This window comes from Corynebacterium hindlerae (assembly GCF_014117265.1).
Lineage (GTDB): Bacteria > Actinomycetota > Actinomycetes > Mycobacteriales > Mycobacteriaceae > Corynebacterium > Corynebacterium hindlerae.
Genome location: NZ_CP059833.1, coordinates 556138 through 569322, shown reverse-complemented (window position 1 = coordinate 569322; position 13185 = coordinate 556138). Strand labels below are relative to the sequence as shown.

Annotated in this window: 11 protein-coding genes; 6 read left to right on the top strand and 5 right to left on the bottom strand. The window is 58.9% G+C overall.

The window, feature by feature from the left end:
• The first annotated feature begins 193 nt into the window (after window positions 1–193).
• The 4 genes from HW450_RS02745 (at window position 194) to HW450_RS02730 (ending at window position 5495) form a co-directional block, all read left to right on the top strand.
• On the top strand, window positions 194–1774 hold the full coding sequence (locus HW450_RS02745; protein WP_182386497.1) for a peptide ABC transporter substrate-binding protein: 1581 nt from the start codon (window positions 194–196) through the stop codon (window positions 1772–1774).
• 150 nt (window positions 1775–1924) lie between these two features.
• Window positions 1925–2851, top strand: a complete 927-nt coding sequence (locus HW450_RS02740; RefSeq protein ID WP_182386496.1) for an ABC transporter permease — start codon at window positions 1925–1927, stop codon at window positions 2849–2851.
• Window positions 2844–3809: an ABC transporter permease gene (locus tag HW450_RS02735; protein ID WP_182386495.1), complete on the top strand. Its 966-nt coding sequence runs from the start codon at window positions 2844–2846 to the stop codon at window positions 3807–3809. The genes HW450_RS02740 and HW450_RS02735 overlap by 8 nt, the downstream gene beginning before the upstream one ends.
• A gap of 6 nt (window positions 3810–3815) precedes the next feature.
• Complete coding sequence (locus HW450_RS02730) at window positions 3816–5495, top strand: ABC transporter ATP-binding protein (RefSeq protein WP_182386494.1); 1680 nt, start codon at window positions 3816–3818, stop codon at window positions 5493–5495.
• Between the two features lie 70 nt (window positions 5496–5565).
• Here HW450_RS02730 and arsC read toward each other — a convergent pair whose 3' ends face one another.
• From arsC to HW450_RS02715, 3 genes are read right to left on the bottom strand one after another with little or no spacing between them, the layout of a single operon-like run.
• Window positions 5566–5910: an arsenate reductase (glutaredoxin) gene (gene arsC, locus HW450_RS02725; protein WP_182386493.1), complete on the bottom strand. Its 345-nt coding sequence runs from the start codon at window positions 5908–5910 to the stop codon at window positions 5566–5568.
• Between the two features lie 9 nt (window positions 5911–5919).
• On the bottom strand, window positions 5920–6453 hold the full coding sequence (locus HW450_RS02720; RefSeq protein ID WP_182386492.1) for a DUF402 domain-containing protein: 534 nt from the start codon (window positions 6451–6453) through the stop codon (window positions 5920–5922).
• A gap of 18 nt (window positions 6454–6471) precedes the next feature.
• A complete protein-coding gene (locus HW450_RS02715) occupies window positions 6472–7089 on the bottom strand; it encodes an Rv1157c family protein (RefSeq protein WP_407926293.1) in 618 nt (205 codons plus the stop codon).
• Between the two features lie 355 nt (window positions 7090–7444).
• On the opposite strand from HW450_RS02715, the gene typA reads away from it, so the two are divergent.
• Entirely contained in the window at window positions 7445–9355 is a 1911-nt protein-coding gene (typA, locus tag HW450_RS02710; protein ID WP_182386490.1) for a translational GTPase TypA, read from the top strand.
• A 653-nt stretch (window positions 9356–10008) separates the two neighbouring features.
• Here typA and metS read toward each other — a convergent pair.
• Both metS and HW450_RS02700 read right to left on the bottom strand, forming a co-directional pair.
• Complete coding sequence (metS, locus tag HW450_RS02705; protein ID WP_182386489.1) at window positions 10009–10182, bottom strand: methionine/alanine import NSS transporter subunit MetS; 174 nt, start codon at window positions 10180–10182, stop codon at window positions 10009–10011.
• Window positions 10183–10193: 11 nt separating this feature from the next.
• Window positions 10194–11807, bottom strand: coding sequence for a sodium-dependent transporter (locus HW450_RS02700; RefSeq protein ID WP_182386488.1), 1614 nt, complete (start codon window positions 11805–11807; stop codon window positions 10194–10196).
• A gap of 220 nt (window positions 11808–12027) precedes the next feature.
• Here HW450_RS02700 and HW450_RS02695 point away from each other — a divergent pair, with 220 nt between their 5' ends.
• Window positions 12028–13185: an MFS transporter gene (locus HW450_RS02695; protein WP_232843307.1), complete on the top strand. Its 1158-nt coding sequence runs from the start codon at window positions 12028–12030 to the stop codon at window positions 13183–13185.

Here is a 13185-nt window from a genome sequence, read left to right as displayed (position 1 = left end):
TTTAACGAGGTTGCATATGCAGAGCGCAGTGTGGCAAAGTTCAGGGAAGAAGTTGTGTTGCATGAGTTAATTCTGTAAACAGGTATGAACTGCGTCACTCTAGGCGTGGGTAGCTGATTTAGTAGACCCGCTCATGCAATCAGCTCGGTCTGGCTCTTGAACCCGGGAGCCATGTCACCATGGAGGAAAGTTCATGATTTTGAAGAAGTCCCTGGCTGCAGTGTCTGCGGCAGCCCTCGCATTTGGCCTGGCAGCATGTGGCTCCAGCGACTCTGGCTCTGGTGCCGGTGGCGGCCTCGTGCTTACCAACGGCTCTGAACCACAGAACCCGCTGATTCCTGCCAATACCACCGAAACCGGTGGCGGTCGCGTCATCGATATGATCTTCGCAGGTCTGGTGTACTATGACACCGACGGCAAGGTTCACAACGAGCTGGCCGAGAAGATTGAAAAGATCGACGACACTAACTACAAAATCACCTTGAAGGCAGACCAGAAGTTCTCTGACGGTTCTACGGTTAAGGCCGAGAACTTTGTCAAGGCGTGGAACTACGCCATGGAGAACTCACTGCAGAGCGCTTACTTCTTCGAACCCATCAAGGGTTTTGAAGAGGGCAAGAAGGAAATGGAAGGCCTGAAGGTTGTCGACGACAAGACCTTCACCGTCGAACTCGCTGAACCAACCTCCGACTTCGAGCTGCGCCTCGGGTACTCCGCATTCTTCCCACTGCCTGACTCCGCTTATGATGACATGGAGAAACAGGGCGAGATGCCAGTCTCCAACGGCCCATACAAGCTGGAGAGCTGGGAGCACAACAGCTCCATCACCATTGTTCCTAACGAGAACTACGCTGGCGAGCGCAAGGCTAAGAACGACGGCGTGAAGTTCACCTTCTACCCGAAGCAGGATGCCGCTTACGCCGACCTGCTCTCCGGCAACCTTGATGTTCTGGATGCAGTTCCAGACTCCGCCTTCTCCCAGTTCGAGACCGAGCTCGACGGCCGTGGCGTAAATCAGGCTGCAGCTATTTTCCAGTCTTTCACCATCCCAGAGAAGCTTGAGCACTTCTCCGGTGAGGAAGGCAAGCTGCGTCGTCAGGCGATCTCCCTTGCTATCAACCGCGAAGAGATCACCGACAAGATCTTCGAAGGCACCCGCACTCCTGCCACGGACTTCACCTCCCCAGTGATCGATGGCCACTCCGACACCCTCAAGGGCGCGTCAGTGCTGAAGTACGACCCAGCGAAGGCAAAGGAGCTCTGGGCCAAGGCTGACGAGATCTCTCCATGGACCGGCAAGTTCGCCATTGCCTACAACGCTGACGGCGGCCACCAGGCATGGGCAGACGCCACTGCGAACTCCATCAAGAACACCCTGGGCATTGATGCCGAAGGTGCACCTTACCCAGACTTCAAGTCCCTGCGTGACGAAGTGACCAACCGTACCATCGCCACCGCGTTCCGTACCGGCTGGCAGGCAGACTACCCAGGTCTGAACAACTTCCTGACCCCGCTGTACGCTACTGGCGCCTCCTCCAACGATGGTGACTACTCCAACCCTGAGGTGGATAAGCTGCTGAGGGAAGCTGCTGCAGCGGCGTCTGTTGAGGAAGCAAACGAGAAGTACAACCAGATTCAGGAGATCCTGTTTACTGACCTGCCTTCCATCCCACTGTGGTACTCCAACGTCACCGGGGGTTACGGTGAGAACGTTGACAACGTGAAGTTCAACTGGAAGTCCGTTCCGGAATACCAGAACATCACCAAGAAGTAATATTTCGCCTCAGTGTACCCACTAACTTGAGCCCCGAGTGATGCTCCGCAGCAGAACTGGGGGCTCGTGGTATTTTTAGTGAAGTGTTGAAATATAGTGATTAGCTTCGCTTAATCTTGCGAACTTGCCCCCTTTACCCAAGGAAACCTTATGTTGCGTTATGTCGGGCGACGTTTGCTCCAGATGATCCCGGTCTTCTTCGGAGCAACATTGCTTATTTACGCCCTCGTCTTTTTGATGCCTGGTGACCCAGTTCAGGCCCTCGGCGGCGATCGTGGTCTTTCCGAGGCAGCTGCTGCCAAAATCCGCGCGGATTACAACCTCGATAAACCGTTCCTCGTTCAATATCTGCTCTACATCAAGGGCATTTTCATGCTGGACTTCGGCACCACATTCTCCGGACGTCCTGTCGCAGAAGCAATGGCAAATGCCTTCCCAGTCACCATCAAACTTGCTGTGATGGCCCTGATCTTTGAAGCCGTGTTAGGCATAGGTTTCGGTGTGATCGCAGGTATGCGTCGCGGAGGCTTTTTCGACTCCACCGTGTTGGTGCTGTCCCTGCTGGTTATTGCAGTGCCATCCTTCGTCATTGGCTTCGTATTCCAGTTCGTCGTGGGCGTGAAGCTCAAATGGCTACCGACCACCGTGGGATCGCGGGAGGATGTCGTTTCACTACTGATGCCCGCGATCGTTTTGGGCGCCGTGTCTTTCGCCTATGTGCTACGCCTGACGCGCCAATCGGTGTCCGAGAACCTCAACGCAGATTACGTGCGCACCGCTCGTGCAAAAGGCCTGAAGAGCAGTGATGTGACTCGTCGTCACGTGCTGCGTAACTCATTAATCCCCGTCGCCACCTTCCTGGGCGCTGACCTGGGTGCTTTGATGGGCGGCGCGATTATCACCGAAGGCATCTTCGGCATCAATGGCGTTGGTGGCACGATCTACCAGGCCATTGTGAAAGGCGAGCCTGCCACCGTGGTGTCCTTCACCACCGTGCTGGTGATTGTCTACATTTTCGCCAACCTTGTCGTTGACCTGATCTACGCCATTTTGGACCCGAGGATTCGCTATGTCTAACACCGACAACACCTTTTTCGCGGCCCGACCTGGCCAAGAACACTTCATCGCTGAAACTGACGAAACCGGCCTCGGCGCGGTCGACGCCGTCGCGGACGAATCCGCACCTTCTTCTGTCTGGGGCGAAGCGTGGCGCCAGCTCCGCCGCCGGCCACTGTTTTGGGTATCCGCAGCATTGATCTTCATCGCGGTTGCGCTAGCTCTGGTGCCACAGCTGTTCACCACGACCGACCCTGGCATGTGCGAGCTCAGCAAATCCCTTAATGGCCCTGAATCCGGCCACCCCTTCGGCTTTGATCGCCAGGGCTGCGATATCTACTCCCGCATGATTTACGGCGCCCGGGCGTCGGTAAGCGTGGGCGTGTTGACCACCTTGCTGGTGGTGCTGATCGGCACCGTCATCGGCGCACTCGCCGGCTACTTTGGCGGGTTCCTGGACACGCTGCTGTCCCGTGTCACCGATATCTTCTACGCGATCCCGCTGGTGCTCGCTGCGATCGTGGTCATGCAGATGTTCAAGGAACACCGCACGATCTTCACCGTGGTGGCCGTTCTGGCCCTGTTTGGCTGGACCAATATCGCACGTATCACCCGTGGCGCTGTGATGAGCGTGAAGAACGAAGAGTTCGTTACCGCCGCCCGAGCGGTGGGGGCGTCGCGCTGGAAGATCCTGACCAGCCACGTGCTACCGAATGCTGCCGCGCCGATCATCGTGTACGCCACCGTGGCGCTCGGCACCTTCATCGTGGCTGAGGCCACGCTGTCCTTCCTGGGCATTGGTCTGCCACCGAGCATCGTCTCTTGGGGTGGCGATATTTCCAAGGCGCAGTCCTCGCTGCGTACCCAGCCCATGGTGCTGTTCTGGCCCGCGATGGGTCTGGCACTGACCGTACTGAGCTTCATCATGATGGGCGATGTCGTCCGCGATGCGCTCGATCCGAAGAACCGCAAGAAGTAGGGTGACATGACTGACCGAAACACTGATGCTCCGTTGTTGGAGCTGAAGGACCTCCAGATCTCCTTCACCTCTTCCACCGGTACCGTCGACGCCGTGCGTGGCGTTAACCTGACGATTTATCCCGGCCAGTCCGTGGCTATCGTGGGCGAATCCGGTTCCGGTAAATCCACCACCGCTATGTCCATCATCGGGCTGCTCCCCGGAACAGGGCGAGTAACCGGCGGACAGATCCTCTTCGAAGGTAAAGACCTCGCTGGGCTGTCCAGCAAGCAGATGGAAACCCACCGCGGCTCCGACATCGGCCTGGTGCCCCAGGACCCAATGTCCAACCTGAACCCAGTGTGGAAGATCGGCACCCAGATCAAGGAATCCCTGAAGGCCAACAACGTGGTCCCGGGGTCTGAGATGGAGGGGCGTGTCACCGAGCTGCTCGAGGAGGCCGGGCTTCCCGACGCCGAGCGTCGTTCTAAGCAGTACCCACACGAATTCTCGGGTGGTATGCGCCAGCGCGCCCTGATCGCAATCGGCATGGCAGCGCGCCCGAAGCTGCTGATCGCAGACGAGCCGACCTCCGCGTTGGACGTCACTGTGCAAAAGCGCATCCTGGATCACCTGGAAGGGCTCACCAAGGAGCTGGGTACCGCGGTGCTGTTCATTACGCACGACCTCGGCCTTGCTGCTGAGCGCGCGGAACACCTCGTGGTGATGCACCGCGGGCGCGTCGTAGAGTCTGGCCCGTCGCTGCAGATTCTGCGAAACCCCCAGCACCCCTACACCAAGCGGTTGGTGAAGGCGGCACCGTCGCTGGCGTCTGCCCGCATTCGTTCTGCCCAGGAACACGGCATCGAGTCGGAGGAACTGCTTGCCCCGCACGTAGCCACCGATGAGGTGGTGATCCGGGTGGAGAACCTGACCAAGGAATTCGATGTCCGAGGTGCGAAGGGGGACAAGAAGAAGTTCAAGGCCGTCGATGACGTCACCTTCGATCTGCGCAAAGGCACCACGCTGGCGCTGGTGGGTGAATCCGGCTCCGGCAAGTCCACGGTGGCCAACATGGTGTTGAACCTGCTGCCGGTAACTTCCGGAAAAGTGCTGTACAAAGGCACTGACCTCACCTCGCTGAACTCTAAGGAGCTCTTTGATATGCGGCGCAAGCTGCAGGTGGTGTTCCAAAACCCGTACGGCTCCCTGGACCCGATGTATTCGATCTTCCGCTGCATCGAGGAGCCACTGGCCGTTCACGGCGTTGGGTCGCGTAAGGAGCGGGAAAAGCGCGTCGCGGAGCTGCTGGACATGGTGGCGATGCCGCGGTCCACGATGCGTCGCTACCCGAACGAGCTATCCGGTGGCCAACGCCAGCGCATCGCGGTTGCGCGTGCCCTCGCGCTGAACCCTGAGGTGATTATCCTCGATGAGGCCGTGTCGGCGCTAGACGTGCTGGTGCAGAACCAGATCCTGAAGCTCCTGTCCAGTCTCCAGGAAGAACTGGGACTTAGCTACCTGTTCATCACCCACGACCTCGCGGTGGTCCGCCAGACCGCCGATGACGTGGCCGTGATGAAGCAGGGCAAGCTGGTCGAACTCGGCACTGCCGATGAGATTTTCGCTAATCCGCAAGAGGACTACACCCGCAACCTCATTGACTCCGTGCCCGGTCTCGGCATCGAGTTGGGGACGTCTGTGTAACCTCACACGCGTAACGCCCGGGCCTTGTGAAGGTCCGGGCTTTTTGCGCGCTCGTTCCAGCGCACAGGGGTTACAAAATTTCCTGGATCACTTCGGTCGGTCGGGCGATGCGGACGCCTTTCGGGGTGGCGACGATGGGGCGTTCGATGAGTTTAGGGTGTGCGACCATGGCGTCGATAAGCTCGGCGGGCGGGGTGGTGGGGCTGAGGCCCAATTCTTTGTATTCGGCTTCGCGGGTGCGGATTGCGTCGTGGGGGCTGAGGCCGGCGCGGTCCAGCAGTTCGCTGAGTTCAGCGGCGGTGAGCGGCGTTTTGAGGTATTCGACCACGTTACAGTCGAGCCCACGTTCGGCGAGGTAGGCCAGCGCGGAGCGGGATTTAGAGCAGCGGGTGTTGTGGTAAACGGTGATATCCATGTGGCCAGTTTAGCCAGCAGGCATCAGATCCACGGTGGAGGCCCAAGTGAGGTTCATGCCCTTTGCGGCGAGCCAGGCCATGGCGTCGTCACCATTGCGGGTGATGCCGTCGACCGCAACGAGGGTGGTTTCAATGGCCTTTTCTGCTTCTTCGGCGGTGATAATTCCGGCGGAAGTAGCGGCGGCCAGTTCATCGATGTCCACCACTTCGACCGGGGTACCAGTGGTGGAAACGAGGTCGATGTAGAAGTCGCGGGTGGTCCACACGCCCTCTGCAGTGTCGATAGCGGCGACGTCGAAGTAGAAGTCCTGCGGTCGTTCGTGGCCGGGGCGGAAGTGGAACTTGCTCACGCGCAGGCTTAACGACGGCAAGAGCCAGCTTTCCAGGTAGCCAAACTGGGGATGGTCTGCACCCCGGGCCATATAAAGCCCAAAATCTGTTTCAGTGTAGACATCGACCTGCCGGAGGAAACCCTTGGGATCCGTGTTCACGGAGGCGGACACATCAAAGGTTTCTTTCTTCACGGGGTGCAGGTCAGTCATGTCGATATCCTTTTTGGGTTAGCTCACGAAGAAAGAAGTAGCGGTCGGGGCGAAGTTGCAGGAGTTAGTGGTGTTGCCTTGTTCGTCTGCGAGAGCGACGGATCCGTCGAGCCAGGCGATGATGTGGCCGTGGCCGGTGTCGGCAACCCCTGATACGGTGGCAGGTCCCTGCGGGTTGATGCCGGTGTTTTCCAGCTTGGTAGCGCCGAATTTAAGGGTATTAACGTTGAGCCAGTGCACAAACATGCCAGGTTGCTCTTTGGCCGCGGGGCTCGTGCCTAGTGCGGTGAAGAGGAATGCGGTTTGACCTGGTGCGGCACCGGGCAGCGGGAGCTCTGCTGGACCTGGCACAGCGATCGCCGTACCGGTTGACGCAAGTTCTCCGCCGATGCAGTTGGCGGACACGGTAGGCCAGACGAACTGGTTGAACACCGGTGCTCCTTCAGGGAGAGCGACACCGCCTTTTCCGTCACCCCGGTAGAAAGCCACGATCGCAAGAATGATGTTGCGAGTGTCTTCCGGAACCCACTTTTGGGAGGCGAAGCCTTCCATTTGCTGCAGAATATGGGGAGCTGGTCGGCCGAGGTGGTCGATGGGGGAGGCAGACAGTTCTGCAGCGTGTGTTGGGATGGCCATGCCGACGCTCAGGAGTCCAGTGAGCACGGCTGGTGCCAATCTCCGGGTCAGTGCACGCACGTAAAACAGTCTCGCTTTCCTGGGTGTTGAAGAAATTTGGGGACGCGACCACATCCGTCGCAACAGTCACAACAAGAACAATAGCAACGAAAGTCTTGTTTTGTCACACGAATTGGGTGCATTCCTTGGTTCGTCTATGTACTACGTCGCCTGACGGAGCAATTTCGTTACCCACACGCACCCGAAAAATGAAAAGGTGCGCACAAGGGGTAGAGGGGAGTACGCTAGATACCCGTCATAAGTGCCCCTACATCAGGTGAGGGGTGCTTCCCATGATTTCAGGAGATTTTCCCTAGTGACCCACACTGAGTTTCGTAACGTAGCCATCGTCGCGCACGTTGACCACGGCAAGACCACCCTTGTTAATGCACTGCTTGAGCAGTCCGGCGTGTTCGGTGACCACGGCGAAGTTACGGACCGCGTCATGGACTCCGGTGACCTGGAGCGTGAAAAGGGCATCACCATCCTGGCTAAGAACACCGCTATCCGTCGCGCCGGCGCCGGCAAAGACGGCCAGGACCTCATCATCAACGTGATCGACACCCCGGGCCACGCCGACTTCGGTGGCGAGGTTGAGCGCGCACTGTCCATGGTCGACGGTGTGGTGCTGCTTGTCGACGCCTCCGAAGGACCACTGCCACAGACCCGCTTCGTGCTGGGCAAGGCCCTCGCAGCCAAGATGCCAGTGATCATCTGTGTGAACAAGACCGACCGCCCAGACGCCCGCATTGATGAGGTTGTGGAAGAATCCCAGGACCTCCTCCTTGAGCTCGCTTCCACCCTCGAGGATGAAGAAGCCGCTTTGGCAGCTGAGCAACTCCTGGACCTGCCAGTGCTGTTCGCATCTGGTCGCGAAGGCAAGTGCTCCACCGAAAACCCAGGCAATGGCAACGCCCCAGAGGCTGAGAACATGGATGCCCTGGTTGACGTCATCTACAACGTACTGCCGGAGCCATCCGCAGAGATCGACGCGCCGCTGCAGGCCCACGTCACCAACCTGGACTCCTCGTCCTTCCTCGGCCGCATCGGCCTGGTCCGCATCTTCAAGGGCAAGCTGAAGAAGGGTCAGCAGGTCGCCTGGATCCACTACGACTCCGAAGGAAACCAGCACACCAAGACCGCAAAGATCGCTGAGCTGCTGCGCACCGTCGGCGTGACCCGTGTTCCGGCAGAGGAAGTCATCGCCGGTGACATCGCCGCCATCTCTGGCATCGACGAGATCATGATTGGCGATACCCTCGCCGATGTTGAAAACCCGGTTGCACTGCCACGCATCACCGTGGACGAGCCAGCTATCTCCATGACCATTGGCGTAAACACCTCTCCGATGGCCGGTAGGGGAGGTGGCGATAAGCTCACAGCTCGCGTCGTCAAGGCGCGCCTTGACCAGGAGCTCATCGGTAACGTTTCCCTGCGCGTTCTGCCGACCGACCGCCCAGACGCGTGGGAGGTACAAGGCCGTGGCGAAATGGCACTGTCCATTCTGGTGGAGACCATGCGCCGCGAAGGCTTCGAACTGACCGTGGGCAAGCCACAGGTCGTGCCAAAGATCATCGACGGCAAGACCTACGAGCCATACGAGCACATGGTGATCGACACTCCAGCAGAGCACCAGGGCGCCATCACCCAGCTCATGGCAGCGCGCAAGGGACAGATGCTGTCCATGGACAACACCGGCTCCGACTGGGTCCGCATGGAATACAAGGTTCCAGCCCGTGGCCTCATCGGATTCCGTACTGTCTTCATGACCGAAACCCGCGGCACCGGCATCGCCAACCACTATTCCGAGGGCTACGAGCCATGGGCCGGCGAAATCAAGGACCGCGCCACCGGCTCCCTCGTTGCCGACCGCTCCGGTCAGATCACCGCCTACGCACTCCAGCAGCTCGCGGACCGCGGCCAATTCTTTGTCGAGCCAGGTACCGAAGCCTATGAAGGCATGGTGGTAGGCGCCAACAACCGTGATGAAGACATGGACATCAACATCACGCGCGAAAAGAAGCTCACCAACATGCGCTCCGCCACCGCGGATGCCACCGTCACCCTGGCCAAGGCACGCACCCTCTCACTGGAAGAGGCAATGGAATTCTGTGGCGCCGACGAATGCGTGGAGGTCACCCCGAACATCATCCGCGTCCGCAAGGTAATTCTGAACGCCACCGAGCGTGCCCGCGCCCGCTCCCGCGCGAAGCAAATGAACAAGTAAGCTGTTTTTCTGCTCACCCCGCGCCCCGGTTCTCTTTGGGACGCGGGGTGTTGTGTTTTGCTGGCCAAGCAATGTGTGGCTAGTTCATGGTGCCCTTTGGGGATCCCGATGTTGTGCTAGCGCTCGGGTGTGCGGAGCTGAACTTTGGCGGTGCAGCGGCACTACATCGGCGTAGGGCCGGTTGGTGGAGATTGGTTGGTAGAGAGTTCGAGAGGAAGACGGGGCAAAAGGGGGTCGAGGTTGATTTCTACTCGAACTCTCTACCAACCCTTCTCGACCAACTGTTTTTGATATCGCTCACCTGTGGGGAAAGCGTGTCGGCTGCCGGACATTGTCCCTGGTAGATGGGAAACTGACGGCTTACCTGCTCTGACCTGGTTTCACCACGGAATCTGGTCGCAGATTTTGCTCCGTAAAAGGTTTGCCCAGGTCGTGGCCCTGAGTATGGTGGGGTAGCAGCCGGGCCCCGCACGGAATTTCCATCTGATGTAAGGGCGCAGCGAGTAATGTGCCCCACGTTAGGAACAGCGCGGGCTATTCCACCTGGGGTTCGTGATAGTAAATGACCTACCGTGGGGCAGGTTAAGGCTTCATGGCCCCAGATACCTAAAAAAACTCCCTGTTGAGCATTCAAAAGGGAGTTTTAAAATTTGCTAGCTTTCTTCCAGCTCGTGCCCGATGAGGACTTCGTCGGTGGCGTGTTCGGATGGGCCGAGGACGCCGACCTGGTCGTCAGGAGCGCGACGTAGGGCTGCGATGGAGGCGGCCAGGCCACCCCAGATGATGACGATGAACAGAACCATCATCATGATTGCGGATCCACTCATGGCGTTATCCTTTACTGTTCGGCAGCGAAGCCTGCGTGGCGTTCGCGGTCTGGGTTGAACTTACGTGGGCGGTGGTAAGGGCGCTCTGGGTCGGGTTCGACACCGAAGTCGGACCCTGGCGGGCCGTCAATGCGACTGATACCACGCCATGGGATGACGGACATCATGAAGGCGAAGGCCGCAATCAGTGCGAGAACACCCCAACCGAAAAGAATCAACTGGGAGGAAGAATAGCCTTCGTATGGTTCCTTGATCAGGTTGATCAGTTCCTGGACCAGGGTGAATCCGAGGACGATGGTGCTGACGTTCACCACGCAAATGCGCCAGATGGTGCGGACCCGGAAGGAGGAGACAGCGTTGAGGTGCAGACCGAATTCATCGATACGGCGCAGGATCCAGTCGATCACGATCACGGAGATCAGCGCGATGCCGACGATGCCGATGTTGTTGGTGAACTTGTCCATGATGTCCAGCGTGGACAGGGCAGAAGTGGTGGAGAACAGTCCCAGGGAGATCAGCGCCATGAACACGCCGATACCGACGGCTGCGGTCTTGCGGGGCAGGTTCAGCTTGTCCTTGAAAGCGGATACCACCACTTCCAGGAGGGAGAACAAGGAGGTGAAACCGGCGATGGTGAGACTGCCGAAGAACAGGGTGCCGAACACCGGCCCTAAAGGCATTTCGTTGATGATGGTGGGGAAAGCGATAAATGCCAGGCCAATACCACTCTTAGCGACCTCACTCACCTCTACGCCCTGTTGGGTTGCCATGAAGCCCAGCGCCGCGAACACACCGATACCCGCCAAAACCTCGAAGGAGGAGTTTGCGAAGCCGGTAACCAAACCGGTACCAGTCAAGTTGGTGCGTGGTTTGAGGTACGAGGAATACGTGAGCATGATGCCGAAGCACACCGACAGGGAGAAGAAAATCTGGCCGTACGCTGCGATCCACACCGTCGGGTCGCTCAGAGCGGACCAGTCCGGCGTGAAGAAGGCGTTCAGGCCCTTTGCTGCACCTGGGAGGAACAGAGCCTGGATCACCACGATAATGAACAACACAGTGAGCAGCGGCATGAAGATCTTTGCCGTCTTGCCAATACCTTCGTCCACGCCCGCAGCCAGGACGATAATGGCAACGACCCACACCAGGGCCAGGGCAATTGCGATCTGCGGCACGATGTGGGTGGACACGGTGGCGCTGGTATCGGCTTGTAGGAACGTTTCCCCAAAGTAGTCCCCAGGATTATCGCCCCAGGCCTTGTTGAAGGATTTCACCGTGTAAAGCCCAGCCCAGCTGATGATGGCGGCGTAGTAGATGGTGATGAAGAAGGAAATGCCCACCTGGATCCAGCCGACTGGTTCGGCCCAGCCCTTGATGCGTCGGAAAGCCAGTGGGGCGGAGCCACGGTAACGGTGGCCGATAGCGAAGTCGAGGAAGAGCAGCGGGATGCCTGCTGTCAGCAATGCGACAAGATAAGGAACGAGGAATGCGCCACCTCCGTTGTCGTAAGCAACATATGGGAATCGCCAAATGTTACCTAGGCCAACTGCGGAAGAGATAGCAGCGAGGATGAAGACGAACCGGGTAGAAAATACCTCACGGCGTTCGGAATTTGGAGTAGCCAATGGTCGGCCTTTCAGTCATCAACGTAAAAGGTCGCGCTCTCGCACTTCCTTGGTGGTGAAGTACGATCGCCCGTTGGAGTGGCTCAAAAGGGTGATTTGAACCACACTATTGCTGTAAGTGTGCACATCGTATCACTAGGTGAGATGGCCTGTCAGCAACTTCGGAGATTGTTGGCATATCTATTGTAGATTCTGGGAAAAACCTGACTACGCTGGGGGCGTGTTTTCCCTAAAGCGGCGTTCCATCATTGGTACTGGAGTGATGTTTGCCAGCAACGGCGCACTGTTTGCGAGCCTGTTGCCCTGGTATCCAACCCTGATGCGCAGTTGGGGGTTAACCGAAGCCACCTTCGGACTGATCGTGGCCTGTTTCCCGCTTGGCTCGATCCTCTCCGCTGCGGTCCCTGCGCCGATTGTGAAGCGGTTCGGTCCCCGGGCAACCGTGGTTGCAGGCACTGTCGCGATGGCAGCGATTCTCACCGCAGGTGGTGGTGTGAGCTCGGGGTGGGCGCTCGCGGGGCTACTTTTGGTCCTTGGATTCTTGGACCCCATCGTGGATGTGGCACAAAATGTGACGGCCGTGCGGGTGCAGGACGCGGTCGGTTTCTCCATCATGTCCAGTGTCCATGCGGCATGGAGCCTGGGGGCGGCGTCGGGTGGTGCGTTAGCAGCAATGGCCGTCGGTAAGCTGCCCCTGGCACTGCACCTGGGGCTCGCTGCGACTGCGGTGACCGCCGTGGCACTGCTGGGGACGATGCTCGTAGGCCCCGTTCCCGCTCCCGAAGAGGACACTGATCAGCAGCAATCCACTTCGACTAAGCGGGCAATCCTGCTGGTCATCCCCATCGTGGCGATCGCAATCGGTGGGGCCGTGGTGGAAGAGGTGGCGAGCAACTGGGCGGCGCTCGCGGCCCATCAGCTTGCTGGGGTGCCGCTGTCCGCGACGGGCATTGCGCTATCCCTGATGCTCACTGCGCAATGCGTCGGCAGGTTCGCGGGAGACCCAATGATCAACCGGTGGGGCAGAGTAGCGGTGGCACGCGTAGGGGGCGTCCTCATCGCGGTAGGCGGCATCATCGCTATCAGTAGCACCGCGCCCCTGCCACTATTCATTGGTTTTGTTCTCGCTGGTTTTGGCTGCGCCACCATCGTCCCCAGCGCGTTCGTGGCCGCTGCGAGGATCCCGGGGATTTCGGAAGGGGCGGGGCTCACGATGGTGTCCTGGCTGATGCGGATCGGTTTCTTGACGGCGAGCCCGGTGATTGGGGCGGTGGCGTCGGCAAGCTCGCTGCGGGTCGCGCTCGGAATTGTCGTGCTGGGCGGGGTCACCATTATGGCGCTCAGCCCACAACTCGCAGGCAGTGGTAAAGATAGATAG